Consider the following 18,009-nt stretch of genomic DNA (forward strand, 5'->3'; position numbering starts at 1 on the left):
ATTGGACTATCAGATTGTCGCTAGGTTCAGCAATCTATCACAAAAGAGTGTTAATTCCTTAAGTAAAGTGGCTTACGATAATTAAATAACCCTTCATCGAGCATGTCATCCACACCTAATGGGCCAGAACCACCGAGCCCTTTAATGACAAAGTTAAGGTAAACCCCACTATCAAATTCTTCCATAGCAGTTTGAGATGTGTCGTCATCATAGTTGGTTTTTATACGGTAATGATAGCTCAAGCGTAATGCCCAACAACACGATTCATATTGCACACCTGTGTATGTTTCAATATTACGTGACTTATTGAGATCGTAATAGTAGTTACCCACAAAATATAGGTTGTCACTAATAGGCCAAGATGTACGCATGCCAGCCTGCGAAATATCTACTCGGTCGTTAGTATTGGTATTGAGTAAGTCGGGTACATATCGGTAACTTAGCTGCAATAATTTGTCATTGCTTGGACGATAATCCAAGGTGACTTCATTTTTCTTGTTTTCACCTTTTTCAGTGTCGTGCTGTACAGAGCCACTGATGAACCAATCATTGTATAATTGTGCATCTAATTCAGCTGCTAATACTGAAGTTGATTGAGATTGTTCTTCATTATCATCGATTAAGAGAACTTTAGAGTCTTCGAAGAAAATGATTTGACCGACGCTGAATTTGAATCTTTCATGATTAGTTTCATCAAACAAGCGGGTCGTGAAACCTAATGTAAATTGATTAGCATCTGCCACACGATCTAAACCTGAATATTGGCGATCGCGGAACAGTCCATAGTAGTCTTCTTGCAATTGAGCTGTGTCATAAATACCAATATCAGATTGATCTTCATAGCCGACATAAAGGTATTGGATTTGAGGTTCAATTGTTTGCCTGTATTGCTCATCAAACATTTGTGTTGTTCGTTCAAAATTGACCTGACCATGTAAACGCGCTTGCGGGATCGTACGGCTTACATTGTCTTCTAACGTTGAGTCTTCATCAATGTTTTTTTGCCAATACTGGGTTTGCAGTAATTTAACTTCACTGGTAAACGAACCAGCAGGCCCTTGAATTGGCCAAATTAAGCTAGGCACTAAGTGTAAGCGGGTTGCTGTATTGTACTCGTTATCTTGATGACGAAAGTTAGTGAGCTCAGAGTTAAAATTAAAATCGATAGCTTCAAATAAGTCTGCAGAACGATAATTAAAGTTAAGTTGTGGCATCACTTGATAGGGCTTTTCTTCTTCACCGAGTACTTTTATATCTTGTACGCGCATGTTGAAATCCCAGTTACGTTCAAAATAACTGGCTTCTCCAATTCGCGATAACTGATTGTCGGTTGACTGATTTACATCGGAATTTAAATCGTTGAAATAATTGTTGTCTGACACATCTGTGTAATTAGCTCTTACACGCCAATTTTTATTCAGTGCACCTTGATGACTCCAGTGATAAAGATAACGGTCAGCGTTAGTGCTGAGTTCATTATCACTGGCTATATATTCAAAGTTGAGCTGACCATTTTGTTTTTCTCCAGCCAAATACCTAAATTCAGTTTTGGTGTATAAGCCGCGAGATGACATATAGTCTGGTGTAAAAGTTAAATCATACTCTGGGGCGATATTCCAATAATAAGGCGTACTCACTTCAACACCGTTGGTGGTACTGGTGCTAAAGCTAGGAAATAGAAAACCTGATTTACGTTTGTCTGAAACCGGCACTGTCATATACGGAATGTACAACACAGGGACACCCGCAATACGTAGTTTGGCGTTCCAAATTTCGCCCCATTCCTCGTTGCTGTCAATTTTGATCATATCTGCTTCGAGCAACCATGATTCATCGCCAACGGGGCAGGTGGTGAAGTTGGTTTTTGTCAGCAATAGATTATTGTCTGAAGTGATCTGTAATTTTTCTGCATCACCATGGACTTGTTGTCCATGCAACCAATACTTAGCACCTTCTAACGTAGCATTATTACTGCTCATTTGTGCTTCTAGGGTATCGGCTGTGATGGTAAATAATTCGTCTTTAAATATCAGATTTCCATCAGCATTTAAACGTTGTTCCTTTTGATCTAACACGGCATTATCAGCTGCGATATGACGAAGTCCTTGGCTAAAACTGACATCGCCCGAAAATTCAGCCTGATTATTATAAACAACATTCGAATTATCACTAATAATGACAATTTGATCGTCTGAGATATTAGTTAATGCTGCGCGGTCTTCAAATGAGCGAGACACAGGCGGAGCCACAACGCATTGCAACGCAGGCGCTTCGGTTGTAGTAGGCTCATCGGCCAACACTATGTTTGGGAGTAGGCTTAGTGCCAGAAAATAACGGATCTGCATTGTTGTCAATAATTTATGAATTCTGATTCAGGAAAAGTTTTGGAGAGAAAAAGATACTCAGCTAAGTAAAACATTCCATTCTTTAGCTGTTTCCAAATGTTATGCTGGCTATAATAAAGCAATTTTTCATTAAGAGCCATTGAGATGATTCTATCTGATCCAAGATTTGTCGCGTTAAGTAACTGGTTAAAACAATATTTTGGCGATGAAGTTAGCATTAATTTGATTTGTGGCGATGCCAGTTTTCGACGTTATTTCCGTATTCAACATCAAGGTTGTCATTATATTGTCTCTGATTCGCCTATTGATTTAGTGCCAATAGCCCCTTTTGTTGCAATGGCCAAGGCATACCAACGCGTTGGGCTATTGGTACCTGAAGTACTCGCTACCTGCGAGGAATATGGTTTTGTTTTGCAAACTGATGTTGGTGAATTACAGCTTTTATCGGTGCTGAATAAAGACAATGTGACCGATTATTATCAACAGGCTTTAACGTTATTACCTGTGATTGCAGCTGTAACGGAAACTGATAACGGACCACTAGCCGATTACGATGCGTCTTTTGTTACGAAAGAATTGGCCATTTTTGTCGATTGGTTAATAAAAGAACATTTAAATTACGTATTGACGAGCAATGAACAGCAAATGATTGCCTCCACCTTTAATGCGTTAACCCAAAATGTTATCGCCCAACCTAAAGTAGGGATGCATCGTGATTATCATAGCCGTAATTTATTGCTGAAAGACCAAGCTCTTGCTGTGATCGACTTTCAAGACGCGGTGCTTGGCCCGATAACTTATGACGCGGTGTCATTATTGCGCGATTGTTACGTGCGTTGGCCAGACAATATCGTTAATCAGTTGATGATATATCATTATCAACTCGCGATAGAAAAAAAATTAATGGATGAAAGTGTTGATTTTTCAACCTATAAGCAATGGTTTGATTTAATGGGAATACAGCGCCACATTAAAGCCGCCGGGATTTTTGCACGTTTATATCATCGCGATGGTAAGCGCGGTTATCTGGCGGATATTCCATTAACATTGCAATATATTGTCGATATTGGCGCCCAATACCCACAAATTGCAGACTTCAGTGCCTGGGTAGCTAGCGTTATCCTGCCGTTAGTTAAGCAACAGCCCATTCTCGAAGCCGACAATGAAGCTGGATGTAAAACAGAAAGCAAAGTAGGGAATGCAATAGGCACTGAGGCAAAGAATAAAGCGAGAAATAAACCATGAAAGCAATGATTTTGGCTGCAGGACGAGGCGAACGTTTACGGCCACTAACCGATTCATTGCCTAAACCACTCGTCAATGTTGCAGGTAAACCGTTAATTGAATATCACTTAGAAAAACTGGCCTCAATAGGCGTGACGCATGTGGTGATTAATCAAGCTTGGTTAGGGCATAAGTTACCTGAAATATTGGGTGATGGAAGTCGTTGGGGTTTACTGATTAGCTATAGTGAGGAAACTACGGCGCTAGAAACCGCAGGTGGTATTAAACAAGCATTAACTCTATTGGACGACAAACCCTTCTTAGTTATTAATGGCGATATTTTTATTGATCACTTGCCAACGTTAGCGTTAGCTTACGAGCAAGTATCACAAGGTTATGCTGATGCTTTTTTGTGGTTAGTCGATAACCCCGAACATCATCCACAAGGTGACTTTGCCATTGCAATGCAAGGCCAATTAAGCCTTAACAGTCAGCAACAGTTTACTTATTCTGGAATAGGCATTTATCATCCTCAATTATTTAGCAATCTACCAACAGGCAAGCAAGCGTTAGGGCCATTGCTTAAGCAATCTATTGCTAAGCAACGGGTTTATGGCGAACATTTTAATGGTTATTGGTGTGATGTTGGCACCCTTGAACGGCTAGAACAACTGCAGAGCAGATTACTGACTCAAGGTTAAACCATGTGATTTCGCTTAAGTGATATGCGCGAAAAGTATTAATTATTAACGGTAATGGAAAACAAGATGCGAATTTGGGGTAAAGTTTTTGGGTTTATCATTGGTTTTATGTTTGGGCGATTTTTTGGTGCCATTTTAGGGTTATGGTTAGGTCATGCTTATGACAAACGCCAAGGTTTTACTTCATTAATTCGCAAAGGCGGTGAACGTCAGGCGATGTTTTTCCATTCCACATTTGCGGTGATGGGCCATGTAGCTAAAGCTTCTGGGCGAGTGACCAAAAGCGATATACGTATTGCGACCATGTTAATGGATCAAATGAAACTGTCTGGACAGTCGCGTATTGATGCGCAAACGGCTTTCCGTGAAGGGCGCCAAGCTGACTTTGATTTAATCAAGCAGTTAGAACAGTTTCGACAAGTCACCCAAGGTCGGACTGAATTAGCACAGATGTTCTTAGAGATCCAAATACAAACAGCCTTGGTGGATGGCGAGTTACATGCCAATGAAAAACAAATATTGTCAGTTATTGCCCAAAAATTAGGGCTAGGTGCACAACTGGAGGCATTGCTTGCACGTTGGCAGGCTGAGTTTAGTCATCATCAGTCGCCGCAAGGTAATAACATGTCGCTTACTGACGCTTACGTGTTACTTGGAGTACAAGAGTCTGCTAGCGATCAGGATGTAAAACGAACCTACCGTAAATTGATGAATGAACACCATCCAGATAAGCTTGTGGCAAAAGGTCTACCAGAAGAAATGATGGAACTGGCTAATAACAAAGCTCGAGATATTCAAGTCGCATACGAGCGAATTAAAACCTCGCGAGGCATGCGTTAACGCAAGCTGATAACGTATTTTTGTTAGAAATGAGGTAATAGATGAAAATAGTGGTATTAGATGGTTATACCCTTAACCCAGGTGATTTGAGTTGGCAGGCGCTTGAAGCATTGGGCCAGTGTGATATTTACGACCATACTACACTGGATCAAATTGTCAGTCGCTGCCAAGGTGCGCAAATAGTACTTACCAATAAAACGGTACTCAGCGTAGAGACCTTAAAGCAGCTGCCCGACTTAGCCTATATTGGCGTTCTAGCCACAGGCACCAATGTGGTCGATGTTGATGCCGCATCAGCACAGGGAATAGTGGTAACCAATATTCCTGCTTACGGTCCTGATGCCGTGGCGCAAATGGTGTTCGCTCATATTCTACATCACCATCAACAGGTAGCCTTACATGACCAAGCCGTTAAGCAAGGGCAGTGGGCTACACAACGAGATTTTTGTTTTACCCTAGCGCCATTGACCTCATTAAAAGGCCTCACTCTCGGCGTTGTGGGTTATGGTGATATTGGCCAACAGGTTGCCAATTTAGGTGTCGCGTTTGGCATGAAAGTATTGATCACCACCACTCAACCCAAAACAGATTTACCTGATGCTATTCAATGGTGTGATCGCGACAGCTTACTTAAGCAAGCCGATATTATATCGCTACATTGTCCGCTTAATGCCGCGACAAAGTACATGATAAACAATGACAGTTTACGTTTACTTAAACCGGGCTGTTTATTAGTTAATACTGCCCGTGGCGACTTGATTAATGAAAATGATCTCGCTCAATGGCTTAACAATGGTAACGGATTTGCTGCTGTTGATGTGTTATCCACTGAGCCGCCAAGTAGCAATAATCCTTTACTTAGTGCCGCTAACATTACCATTACCCCGCATATCGCATGGGCGACATTACAAGCCAGACAAAACCTGCTTAATATTGCGGTTGATAATGTACGCCAATTTCAACAAGGTAAAGCATTGAATCAGGTTAACGGCTAACGGGATTTATCACTCTGTTATAAATCTTGTATCGACTGGTTAGCACTGTGATTTATAGTGCTAACCTACATTACAATACGAACGGGATCTGCACATGTCACTCTGGAAAATCTTGTTTGATTTTGTCGATAAAGAACGTACAAGGTTTGATAACGTGCGTCATGACACTCATGCACTGCAATTTGAAATTGAATCGAATATTCATTTTATTGTTGATGGTTTAGCGCAAAAGATTTGTGCCGCCGACATCATCAAGGGTCTAGAAACCCAAGCGTTTGATAAAGCCATGCGATCGGGATTAGATATTCGTCAGGCTAAGTTAGTACCGCGAACCATTGAGGGTTATAAAGAGTTCGATAAATACTTAGGTGAGCCAAGTGGCGTATTGATTAAAAAGCTGTACATAAAAATAACGGTACTGAAAAAACTGATTAACGCGGGTAAACTTGATCAAGATCTTAAACTTAAAGCGCTGTTTCGTTTGCTAATGTTGGTCCATTTTCACTTAGCCGATAAATCACTGCCAACAGTAAAAAGCTAAACCGTAGAAGCTCTACAGTTTAGCTTGTTTTTTTGTTTGCTTCAGTTCAATTCAACTTTGTTTAGAATAACACCTTAATCTTGCTTGCTACTGTCTTGGCTTTTTCTATAGCCGATTCCACTGAGCTATCGCGAGCTAATGCAACACCTAAACGACGGCGTCCATCTATGTCTGGTTTACCAAATAAGCGTAATTGCGTATCGGCAGGCGCTAAAGCCGCGGCCATTCCTTGGTAGCGGATATTAGTCGATGTGCCTTCAGCAAGAATAACCGCAGAAGCGCTGGGCCCATGTTGCACAATATTACTGATCGGTAACCCTAAAATCGCGCGTACATGCAGAGCAAATTCCGACAAGTCTTGGCTCATTAAGGTCACTAAGCCGGTATCGTGTGGCCTAGGTGACACTTCTGAAAAATAAACGTCCTCACCTTTTACAAACAACTCAACCCCAAATAAGCCATAACCGCCTAGTGCTTCAACAACTTTTTTGCTCATTGCTTGGGCTTTTTGTAGTACTACATCCGACATAGCTTGTGGTTGCCATGATTCGCGATAGTCGCCGTCTTCTTGTCTGTGGCCAATAGGAGCACAAAAATGAATGCCATTAACAGCACTTATCGTCAGTAAAGTAATTTCGTAATCAAAAGGAATAAAAGCTTCAACAATCACGCGCCCTTTACCAGCTCTGCCGCCTTCTTGAGCGTATGTCCACGCTTGTTGAATAGTGTCGATCGACTTAATTACACTCTGTCCTTTACCTGACGAGCTCATTACTGGCTTAACTACGCATGGAATACCGATATCAGAAACGGCTTGTTCAAACTCGGACTGGGTATCACAGAAATAATATTTTGATGTTGGTACCGCTAAGGTTTCTGCTGCAAGTCGGCGAATGCCTTCACGATCCATGGTTAGTTTTGTCGCATTGGCGGTTGGCACCACATGCAAACCTTGCTGTTCTAGTTCTACTAACGTTTGGGTGGCAATAGCTTCAATTTCTGGGATCACTAAATCTGGCTGCTCCAGCTCGATAACGTCTTTTAATGCTTTTGCATCCAGCATGTTAATGACATGGAAACGATGCGCAATTTGCATTGCTGGGGCATTAGGATAGCGATCAACTCCGATAACTTCAATACCGTAACGTTGTAGCTCAATGGCAACTTCTTTGCCAAGCTCTCCACAACCCAATAGCATCGCTTTAATCGTACCAGGAGTATTTGCTGTGCCAAATGTAGTAGGAATAGACATAGTAATTTACAGCCTCTGTGTAGGGATATTTTTATATGCCGAACAGTGTAACGAGGTGAGGTATTAAAAATCCAATATAAAAATCATTAAATGGATAAGACTATGGGTATTTTGTGTTTTTTTGTGATGAAAGATTGTATTTAATTACGATAAGTCTAGATGTATAGGTATGTAGATGTTGACAGTGCCGAGTTTGAGTGAGTAATAGTCACAACACTACGGCGTTGAATTCTAGGGTGCTGATACGATAAAAAAGCCAACATCATGGGGTTAATGTTGGCTAAATATTATTTGAATTTGGAGCTAACTAAGGTTTAACGAGTAACTCAGCAGCAGTTAAAATCAACTCTGGCGCAGGACGAACCTTGTAGTTCGGGTTCACATATTGAAAATGAATCAAACCGCTTTTATCTGCCACATAGACAGCAGGCACTGGCAATACTAAACGTTTATCACCTTGTGGCGTGGTAAATAAGGTGTTGTTGACGTGCAACTTAGCTTGGTAAGTTTTAGTGACTTTTTCACTGGTGTAATAAGCTAAACCAAACGCTTGTGCTGCTGCCATTGACGTGTCTGACAACAATAAATAATCGAGCTCTTGCTTATTCATCGACGCGCGCATTTTTTCAGGGGTGTCAGGTGAAATTCCCACTAACTGGAAACCCATCTCAAGCAGTTTAGGTTCAATTGCTTTTAGCTGACCCATTTGTGAATTACAAAATGGACACCAACCGCCACGGTAAAAGAAGAATATCGTCGGCTTTTGCGCCATAAGCTTACTGAGCTCAATCGCTTTACCATCCACATCTTGCAGGGTAATGGCTGGTATCTGGTGGCCATTGAGTAGCGGCATGACATTATTTTCGTCACTGGCAATAGGCTTAGCCACACTGGCTAAACTGGTTAACGTAAGTGCGGTGGCAACAAGCAGTGTTTTTAACATGATCATTCCTTATAGAGTAATGTCCCGACTAAAGTAGACCACATAATCACACAATTTATTTCATTCAAATACAAAAAAAGCGCCTAAGCGCTTTTTTCAATTACCGTTTATTGTTTCGAACGGGGGTTATTTAATTTTTTTGTATTTAACTGTGCTGCTAACTTTACCCACTTTAACACGACGTCCGTCCATGTTTTTCTCAGCAATCATCTGGTCACCAGCGTTATCGCCACGTTGTTGTTTTTTGGCAAAGCTACGACGCTTTTCAATTTGTTTCAACAACATCTCACGGCTACCTACTTCATAGCCCGGTACAGTAACACGACGAATTGGCTGACCGATTAGTTTTTCAATATCGGCTAAGGTGCGTTCTTCTTCACGGCTCACAAACGAAATGGCGACACCGGTTTTACCTGCACGACCTGTACGGCCAATACGGTGCACGTAATCTTCGGCTAAAAACGGTAAATCGTAGTTAACAACGTATTCAAGATTTTTAATATCAAGACCACGGGCTGCCACTTCGGTAGCCACTAACACGCGGATTTTTCCTTCAACAAATTCACGTAACGCACGACGACGGCTACCTTGCGCTTTCTCGCCATGAACCACGCCCGATGGAATACCATCTAAGTTTAATTCTTTAACTAATTTGTCTGCTGCGTCACGAGTGGCGGTGAACACCAATACTTGTTGCCAGTTTTTGGTGCCGATTAACTCAGATAATAATTCACGCTTACGACGTTGTTCAACAGGGTATACCACCTGACTAACGGTGTCTGCAGTGGTGTTTTGCTTATCAACCGTAATCACTTTAGGTTTATTAAGCATGTCATTCGCTAGTTTTTTTACCTCAGAAGAAAAGGTCGCAGAGAACAACATATTCTGGCGTTCTTTGTTTACTGCTTGAAGGATCTTTTTAATATCGGCACTAAAACCCATATCAAGCATACGGTCAGCTTCATCAAGTACTAAGAACTCAACATTAGACAAACTTAAGTTACACGCTACTATGTGTTCAAGTAAACGTCCTGGGGTGGCAACGATCACGTCAGCACCGCGTTTCAGTTTTTGTGATTGGGTATCTAATTTAACGCCACCATAAATGGTTAATACCGTTAAATTAAGATGCTTACTGTAAGCACTAATGTTGTCTGCAACCTGTGCAGCCAGCTCACGAGTTGGAGTAAGAATTAAGGTACGCGTGTTAGAGGGCATCGTCTCTTTTGGGTTATCACACATTCTTTGCAATATAGGCAGTGCAAATGCTGCGGTTTTACCGGTGCCTGTTTGAGCGCTTGCTAGGACATCTTCACCACGACGGATTGCCGGAATCGCTTGTTGTTGAATTGGAGTCATAGATTGATAACCGCACTCAGCGATCGCGCGTAATATTTCTGGGGCGAAGCTAAAAGATTCGAATTTCATGGTGCGGTTCCTGTATGTACATCAAAACAAAGCGATTAACTTGTAGCAAGCTAAGTTAGCTGCACAGCGTCAATCTAGAATATTTGGGCCGATAGCCATTATTAAATGGCTGAACTTATGCTTAACTGGGTTGATTAACGTCTTAGGATAGTTGAAAAACGTTAAGCTTGAATGATACACCCAATTGAGCGCCATCGATAAGCGGCCGCGGAGTATAACAAACTTTTGTTTAAATCCTGAACTTTATCTGTGTCTAACGATAAGATTTTTTAGCCGAGAATTGTTTAGTTGATATGGCTCGATAACAATGGCATTTAAAGCATCTTAATGGTGGGGTTGCTAACTCATCTATGGGCATTAACCGGTTACTGCTTGGATAAGTGAATTAATTTAAGGAGCCGGTACACCGTAAATACAATGGGACTATTATCTTTCTGTCGATGCGATAGCTTTTAATATTGAAACCAATTTATACATTATCACCAGTGTCATAACTAAGCCTAATACAAAAAATATATCTTTAACTGTAGCGCTTAATGTTGAGCCAAAAAATGAGAGTTGAACAAAATTGGTTACGATACAGAGTGCTATACCTATTTCTTTTACCTTTTTTCCAATATACGTTTTGCTGTTCCCTGCAAAAAAAATTATAAACAATGAAAATATTTGGAGCATAATCCAAGTTATTAAAAGTTTATCCATATTGTTATTATTTTCTCCCGTTGAGACAACGACTTGTGATGGTCAATAATTACTGGCCAAGGTTTAAAATCATTCTTATTCATTTGGCGATACCTCACTATTATATGAGTCTTAGCTAGATAAAACGTCATATTTAACTCTATTCTGGACAAAAACGAGCTAGAACTAACACTCTGAATCCTATCGTTTACATTACAATATGTATGGCGAAGCACAAACACTAGGGAGATATAATTGGTCAACCTCTAATCAAGTGACCAAATTCTGTGAGCTACTACATTATATAAGCAATATCGATTGGAGTCATTCTGATGGAATTCACCAGTGAAAAAGTTCCAAGTAATCTATAACGTCTATTTTCTCCTTCACAGACATTATAGAGTGCTACATTAACACCATATTGATCACTGTGATGTTACAGGTTTTCTGTAAACCATTTGGTAATCTCGTTGTGGACTTTTGCGGTGTTAGATGAAATAAAGTGGTTGTCATCATAAATTATTAATTTATGCTCAATCTCAGTTTCTTTTAGTGCTTTTGCAAATGCTTTAGAGTGAGAAGCAGATACTCTGACATCATTTTTGCCATGAATTAATAAAATTGGAACATCAGAAGGGAGTTTGTCTACCCAATTGATAACCGACCTTTCAGCGAGTTTTTTGTTTTCGTTTCCTTTGTAATCTGGAATTCGGTGTTCATACACTTTTTCCATTTCAGGTCTCATCGCTAGATCGGCATTTAGATCGGCATTTAGTGCAATCGTTGCAACTGCTTTTATATTATCAAGTTGTTTTAGTGCAAGAAATGATTGCATGCCACCTCTACTAGCTCCAAGCATACCTATTTTACTTGTATCAGCTCCGTCAAACTCTCCAATCAGATTCACTAGTTCAACAACATCTTGAACATCAGAACCACCAAATTGATCTTGTTCACCTTTGTCTGGTGAACCAAATGTGCCTCGATACTGGCTACCTACAATCACAAAACCTTTATTGGCTATAGGAAAAAGATTGTTCATCATTGCACCAAATACAACGCCACCGAAATTACCATTCCCGCCCCTATTGTAAACTATTACAGGTAGGTCGATAGTTGACTCTTTAGGTTTTATGACAAAACCAAGGACATCTGTCCCGTCGACATTGTATGTAAAATTAGTACATGAAAGATTGTTGCTGTAGGTATTAAATTCATCCTTATCAAATTGCTTCTTGAAGCCATCCATTTTATTTTTTAATAACTCGGGATTTTTAATCTCTCTAGAAAATTTTCTCTCCATGAAATTTATCCAATTATCATAACTGGTAAATGGTCCTGAGAAACAATCCCTCTCATTGTATATCTTGCCATTTTGCTCAACTTCGTTGGCGCTAAGAGTTGTGCTTATAATTGATAAAAATATCAATGCTAAATATTTCATAAATTTCCTTATATCATGATTATATTCTTAATTTTAAAATTATAGACTCTATCCAATCGCTGTATACCCAACTAATTCTAGTGTTAATTTTGTCCATGAAAATTAAACTTGGATTCCAGCTTTAAAACTTTACTGTTACTGCGTTTAAGGGGGGAGGGATTGTAGTGCTGTAGTTTTATCAATTAAATATTTTCCTGGGTAATCGTAATACCATTTAATTACGGCGCCTCTTCCTAAGACCTCGTCAACTAAATTATATTGCTCTCGCTTGTATTCTGTTACCTCTTTTTGTAGCTACCAATAAAATCTGGCCATTATATTAGTGCCTACCTAACTGTTTTGGACAGAAACAAGTTAGTAATGAGCACGGTAAAAGGCGGGAAATAGTTGGCTAAAACTTGCAAGGAACGAGCATAAGTTAACTACTTTGCTTAATAGCATTTATTAAATTTTCTGGATCGTTTGTACCCAGACAAACTGTTGTGCCATCTTTAAGTTTTAATTCAACAGCCATTAAACCAGAAACGTTATATAACCATCCAGTTGAGATTAACCGAATTCCAAGCCCATAGTACCATTTTGTTCTTATCTCTTGTGCCGACTCAATTTCAGATATCTTTATTGATTTATTCCAAAATTTTGGACCAAAAAACCATTTTACTTTTCCATCTTCAACTTTGATTGTTAATGCTGAAAAAAGAATTGAAACCACACCTACAATTAAATACGCAAATCCAATCGGTTCGGTAGGTTGAGTTACCGAAGCAAAGATAAGCACTAATGTTACAACTCCCATAACAGAAAGCATCGCGATTCCAAGCTGAGTGTTTTTATACTGCATGACAAGCTCCTTTCACAGTTAACGTTTTAGTATTTATGCGTTGCACTGTTTGCATGGCATAAACCACTTGTTGGACTTAGCCGATGCCGAGTCCAGATTAATTGGTACACTTTATGCTGTAATGATTTTCTTTTTTGATGCTGGGTATGGGCTGCAAGCAGTTTTGAACTGATTGCTTGACTTGAATTGTATATATTTCATTGAAATTGCCATATCGTTGTGGTGTTCCATCACATTTTTTAGTCTAGCTGATCCAATGAGAATACTATACTCGATTGAGTCCACATTTAGCTCTGCGCAGCGGCTTAGTTCAACAGCTTATTATCCAGCCTCTCGGGCAAATCTCTGCCTATAATTAATTTACACTCGAAATATCTGTCTAACCAACTGATTAAAAGACTAATATATTATTTTTAGTCGCTATAAATTTATATTACACCTCGAAATTGATCAATGAAATTTATCGAATCAATTGTTACTCCACATAAAAAACTAAGAGATTTAAATATATCAGTTATATTTTCACCCGTTAATCTATCGATAAAAATTAATTTAATTTTTACTTTGATAATAATTCTTTAAGAATTTTCATTATTATCAAAGTGGGGATATACAGCACTATTAAGGTTCGGGGGATACATCTCTGAAGCTGGATTTATTGAAGTGAATTAGTATGGTTACTAACTAGTGATAGGGCAGAAATGGGTTGTTTAACTAGTTTATAAATTGCCAGATAGCTCAGGATTTGAGGCTGTTGAAGAAAATAGTGTGAGTCCTGACAGGCCTTTCTCGCACATCTGACCTATATGGACATTGGAAATGTCATTATGATGTCGGGAACATCATTGACCATGTGCTACAAGGCATTCAGGCATCCTGCCTATCAGATGTGAGCTTAGCTTTTGCGGTACAGGTCGTTACTTGGCGTCCTGCCATCACGGCATTCGTGAATCCATTCACATCAGATGTACCATCGGAAGCGTTAGTATTTTCACTCTTTATTACAAAATGGGCCGAAGCAGCATACAAGTGAAGTTAAAAGCTGGATCAATCCCCATGGCGACTTTTCGTAACTGTTGTTTAAGTAAATAGGAAAAATATTGTAGGGATGGCTGGGCCAATTCTTTTTAAAAAGAGTTAAGAGGGAACAACCGTTGGTTTCTTCTTGGTCTGGCGTGAGCGAAGCGCCACGACGTTAGTAGCCGTAGGGCTGAAAATAGAGCTGTTCTCTCATTCATCCTATCTCTATTCCATTGCTCCAAATCCAGATATGACATCGAACAATTCCGCATCGATACCACTTTGACGTAAGCTGTGAAATTTTTGCTTAAGACTTGCATGCAGTTCATCGATATTTTTTTCTGCCCGCTGCATTGCAGACAAGCGACTGGCATTTTCACTGTTAAGTGATTCAGCACAAGCCCTAAACAGACTGACAAATAGATATTCACGCATCATAGCGCTTAGTGTTTCAGACCGCTCGGGCATAACTTCGGGTAAGTTATTAGTTGGCCATTGAATACTTGCAAAGTTTTGACTCCAGTGAGCATCTAGGGGTAAAAGTTGTTGGCTCACAGGAGTATAAATTGAATCGACATTTGGGCGATGATGAAAAATATACACCCGATCGATTGTCCCTTTCTCTCGTTGCGCTTCCATTTCAATCAAAATTGTACCGACTAGCGTTGAAATGACATCAACTGAATTTGGCAATATAAAACCTTGCTTTAGCACGAGTTTGGTTTCTAAAAGTCTTGACTGAAGACGATCTCCCACTGTCCAGACCAATTTATTCCCCGGCATTTTCTGCAATGACTCACAGACAAATTCGACCATTACTTCGTTAAATTGACCGACTAAACCCTGATCGGTTCCAAATACTATGACGCCAATGGCTGCTTTATTGGACGGTGGCCTTTTTGTTTTAATAGGGGATTGATATTGCTGAAAACAGGCGGCTAAGCCAAGTTGCACTGTACGATAATAATCATCTAATGAGTGAACTGCATTTTCGTATTGGCAGATATTAGATGACGCCATTGCCTTCATGCTGCGCACGACAGACTCAAGATCATCAGCACTATTAATCTGATGACGGAGACTTGCGAGGCCTTCACTCATACGATTTCCTCTGCTTTCTGGCTGGACATAAATTGTGCTAATGCATTATGGACAGACTGGATAATGGTGTCTCTATCTTCTGCTGTTAATTCTTCAGATGTCTCTAAACGAGTGATTATTTCAGCTGGAAAATCGGCAGCAGCATTGCGGACTGCCAACTCGGCTTCACTCATTAGTGTCAACGGTATGTCATCAAATAGATTGGCCGTTAATGCCAGCAAGACCGCAATTTGTTCAACCATAGATATTGGCGTGGATTCAGCTTGCTTTAGGCAAGCGCGAATACGTCGACCGTGGCCGATTGTTTTTAATGTGTTGTCATCTAATCGAGCGCCAAAACTCGAAAATGTTTCCAGCTCTTCAAACTGCGCATAAGCCAATTTTAGGTTTGATGCAACGGACCGATAAGCAGCTCGTTGTGCCTTACCGCCAACACGAGAAACAGATTTCCCTACGTTGATAGCAGGCAGCACGCCCAGTTCAAATAACGAGGGTGAAAGGTAGATCTGCCCATCGGTGATAGAAATGAGATTAGTAGGAATATAGGCCGAGATATCCTGCGCTTCAGTTTCAATAATGGGCAGCGCCGTTAATGAACCACCACCTTGTTCTTGACTTAAGTGAGTAGCCCGCTCCAATAAACGCGAGTGAATATAAAATATATCGCCGGGAAAAGCTTCACGTCCTGGAGGGCGACGCAACAGCAGTGACAGCTCGCGGTAAGTGCGTGCGTGGTGTGTTAAGTCATCATAAACAATTAATACGTCGCGTCCTTGCTGCATAAAATATTCGGCAATACTGGTTGCTGCATAAGGGGCAATATAGGCAAGGCCTGGAGGATCATTACCTTCGGTAACCACTACAACGGTATATTCCATAGCGCCTTGTTTTTCTAATGTGGCAATGACTTTGGCAACACCAGATGTACGTTGGCCAATAGCACAATATACGCAAAGTACATTTTTGCCGCGTTGATTAAGTATGGTATCAAGGGCAATAGCCGTTTTACCAGTTTGTCTATCGCCGAGAATCAACTCTCGTTGGCCACGACCCACCGGAATCAGGGCGTCAATTACTTTGATACCTGTTTGCAAAGGAACACTCACCGCCGCACGATTCATAATTGCAGGCGATGGACGTTCAACGGGGAAGCGGGTGCTTGATAGCAATCGGCCTTTGCCATCTAAGGGTTCTCCGATAGGATTGATAATACGGCCTATTAGGCCGTCTCCTACGGGAACATCCACTATATGCCCACAACGTTCTACTTCATCACCGGCTTGTAAATGCCAATACTCTCCCAATAGTACAACCCCAATTTCATTTTCATTCACATTGAATGCAATGCCAAAAATATCACCAGGGAACTTAAGCACTTCTTCAAAACCGACTTTTGGCAAGCCAGACACTATTGCAATACCAGTGGCTATACTGGTGATTATGCCGACTTCTCGCGGTTGCAATAGGGGTGAAAAAGATTGCCGCGCTTGTTGCAGAGTGGAAAATGTTTGCTCAAATATTGCTTGTAAGAAATCAGGCGCTGGTTTCATGATTATTATCCTGTGCGCTTGAGGGACTTAAGTCTGAATTCTCGATACTGCTGGTGGTTAATAGTAATTCATCAACACGTTTTGCCAGTGTTCTGAGATATTCGTTAATGCTCCAAGATATTTTTTGACCATTGATACTGATCTCTATCCCGCTGATGACCTTGGGCTCAATGGCGAATTGAAGTGTTATCTCGTGGCCCAATATTTTTTCTATTTCTGTTTTAATAACAGAGCATTGCGGCTTTGGAAGTGTAAAGGCTGTTTGAACAAGAATAGGTTTAGCTGATAAGTTAAATGCTGCGGTAAAATCAGTCGTCTCTTTATCCGTTAATTCATGTAAACGGCGAATAAAAATCTCTGTCATGGACGCTTCCAAAGAGGTTTCAGCAAGATCGTCGAGAACCTTACGTGTGATGGAAAATATTTCTTCGCGCGCACTTTGGCTAAGCGCCACTTGTAAATTGAGTTGCTCATTTTTAAGGGCTAATTGTAATTTTTTACGGAGATCTTCAGCTTCTTGTCTAACCGTTTCGAGTAACTGAGCCCGATCGGCTTTTGTATCTTCTATTAATTTATTCATGCGGGTTGTTTTTTGCTGTTCAAACTCAGCATTTTTCTGCTCAAATTCATTGCGCTGCTGCTCTGCTTTGGCACTTTTGGCATCCGCGTCGGCAATTTCTGTGGCGATCCTTTTCTCTCGGGCATCGATATTATTAATAATAGGTCGGTATAAAAATCGTTTCAGTAACCATATGAGTACCAAAAAGTTAACCACTTGAGCAAATACGGTAAACCAGTCAATTAGCATAACTTATATACCTGCAGCTAGGTCGATAAAGTAATTCCAAAATGGATTGGCAAACAACAAAATCATCGATACAACAAAGCAATAAATTGCAGTGGATTCTATCATCGCCAAGCCGACAAGCAGGGTACGAGTGATAGTGGCAGATGCATCAGGTTGTTGGGCTAATGCAGATAATGCCGTTGCAACTGCCTTGCCTTCGGCTAATGACGGTCCAATAACGCCGATAGTGATGGTTAATCCCGCGGTGATAATCGATACCATTGCAATAATTGTTATGCTGTCCATACTTGCTCCT

At 40.5% G+C, this 18,009-nt stretch carries 16 protein-coding genes; 5 read left to right on the forward strand and 11 right to left on the reverse strand.

The window, feature by feature from the left end; all coding sequences use genetic code 11:
- Positions 1-50 precede the first annotated feature (50 nt).
- Complete coding sequence (lptD, locus tag ABIS04_RS04160; protein ID WP_140233470.1) at positions 51-2,345, reverse strand: LPS assembly protein LptD; 2,295 nt, start codon at positions 2,343-2,345, stop codon at positions 51-53.
- Between the two features lie 144 nt (positions 2,346-2,489).
- Here lptD and ABIS04_RS04165 point away from each other — a divergent pair, with 144 nt between their 5' ends.
- The 5 genes from ABIS04_RS04165 to ABIS04_RS04185 all read left to right on the forward strand — a co-directional run bounded on the left by ABIS04_RS04165 (position 2,490) and on the right by ABIS04_RS04185 (position 6,646).
- Positions 2,490-3,590, forward strand: a complete 1,101-nt coding sequence (locus tag ABIS04_RS04165) for a phosphotransferase (protein ID WP_350432707.1) — start codon at positions 2,490-2,492, stop codon at positions 3,588-3,590.
- Positions 3,587-4,270 carry an N-acetylmuramate alpha-1-phosphate uridylyltransferase MurU gene (gene murU / locus ABIS04_RS04170; protein WP_140233472.1) on the forward strand — a complete coding sequence of 228 codons (684 nt, stop codon included), beginning with the start codon at positions 3,587-3,589 and terminating at the stop codon, positions 4,268-4,270. Before ABIS04_RS04165 ends, murU begins: the two co-directional genes overlap by 4 nt.
- A 66-nt stretch (positions 4,271-4,336) precedes the next feature.
- Positions 4,337-5,110 (forward strand): co-chaperone DjlA, encoded by a 774-nt coding sequence (djlA, locus tag ABIS04_RS04175; RefSeq protein WP_137222569.1) that lies wholly within the window; start codon positions 4,337-4,339, stop codon positions 5,108-5,110.
- Positions 5,111-5,151: 41 nt separating this feature from the next.
- Entirely contained in the window at positions 5,152-6,105 is a 954-nt protein-coding gene (locus ABIS04_RS04180; RefSeq protein ID WP_350432708.1) for a D-2-hydroxyacid dehydrogenase, read from the forward strand.
- Positions 6,106-6,199: 94 nt separating this feature from the next.
- The gene (locus tag ABIS04_RS04185) at positions 6,200-6,646 is read left to right on the forward strand and encodes a hypothetical protein (protein WP_137222565.1); all 447 of its coding nucleotides are present in this window, start codon (positions 6,200-6,202) and stop codon (positions 6,644-6,646) included.
- 61 nt (positions 6,647-6,707) lie between these two features.
- Here ABIS04_RS04185 and purT read toward each other — a convergent pair whose 3' ends face one another.
- The 10 genes from purT to ABIS04_RS04235 all read right to left on the reverse strand — a co-directional run bounded on the left by purT (position 6,708) and on the right by ABIS04_RS04235 (position 17,999).
- Positions 6,708-7,898, reverse strand: coding sequence for a formate-dependent phosphoribosylglycinamide formyltransferase (gene purT / locus ABIS04_RS04190; protein WP_350432709.1), 1,191 nt, complete (start codon positions 7,896-7,898; stop codon positions 6,708-6,710).
- 307 nt (positions 7,899-8,205) lie between these two features.
- Positions 8,206-8,841 (reverse strand): peroxiredoxin-like family protein, encoded by a 636-nt coding sequence (locus ABIS04_RS04195; RefSeq protein WP_140233476.1) that lies wholly within the window; start codon positions 8,839-8,841, stop codon positions 8,206-8,208.
- 126 nt (positions 8,842-8,967) lie between these two features.
- A complete protein-coding gene (locus tag ABIS04_RS04200; RefSeq protein WP_137222559.1) occupies positions 8,968-10,269 on the reverse strand; it encodes a DEAD/DEAH box helicase in 1,302 nt (433 codons plus the stop codon).
- A gap of 426 nt (positions 10,270-10,695) precedes the next feature.
- Entirely contained in the window at positions 10,696-10,971 is a 276-nt protein-coding gene (locus ABIS04_RS04205) for a hypothetical protein (RefSeq protein ID WP_350432710.1), read from the reverse strand.
- A 415-nt stretch (positions 10,972-11,386) separates the two neighbouring features.
- Complete coding sequence (locus ABIS04_RS04210) at positions 11,387-12,394, reverse strand: prolyl oligopeptidase family serine peptidase (RefSeq protein WP_350432711.1); 1,008 nt, start codon at positions 12,392-12,394, stop codon at positions 11,387-11,389.
- A gap of 418 nt (positions 12,395-12,812) precedes the next feature.
- Positions 12,813-13,235: a hypothetical protein gene (locus ABIS04_RS04215; RefSeq protein WP_350432712.1), complete on the reverse strand. Its 423-nt coding sequence runs from the start codon at positions 13,233-13,235 to the stop codon at positions 12,813-12,815.
- Positions 13,236-14,480: 1,245 nt separating this feature from the next.
- Complete coding sequence (locus ABIS04_RS04220) at positions 14,481-15,356, reverse strand: F0F1 ATP synthase subunit gamma (protein ID WP_350432713.1); 876 nt, start codon at positions 15,354-15,356, stop codon at positions 14,481-14,483.
- A complete protein-coding gene (locus ABIS04_RS04225; protein ID WP_350432714.1) occupies positions 15,353-16,906 on the reverse strand; it encodes an alternate F1F0 ATPase, F1 subunit alpha in 1,554 nt (517 codons plus the stop codon). The genes ABIS04_RS04220 and ABIS04_RS04225 overlap by 4 nt, the downstream gene beginning before the upstream one ends.
- Positions 16,890-17,714 carry a F0F1 ATP synthase subunit delta gene (locus tag ABIS04_RS04230; RefSeq protein WP_350432715.1) on the reverse strand — a complete coding sequence of 275 codons (825 nt, stop codon included), beginning with the start codon at positions 17,712-17,714 and terminating at the stop codon, positions 16,890-16,892. Before ABIS04_RS04230 ends, ABIS04_RS04225 begins: the two co-directional genes overlap by 17 nt.
- Before the next feature lie 3 nt (positions 17,715-17,717).
- Positions 17,718-17,999, reverse strand: a complete 282-nt coding sequence (locus ABIS04_RS04235) for a F0F1 ATP synthase subunit C (RefSeq protein ID WP_101088766.1) — start codon at positions 17,997-17,999, stop codon at positions 17,718-17,720.
- Between the last annotated feature and the right edge of the window lie 10 nt (positions 18,000-18,009).

The organism is Shewanella sp. H8, assembly GCF_040285065.1.
GTDB lineage: Bacteria > Pseudomonadota > Gammaproteobacteria > Enterobacterales > Shewanellaceae > Shewanella > Shewanella polaris.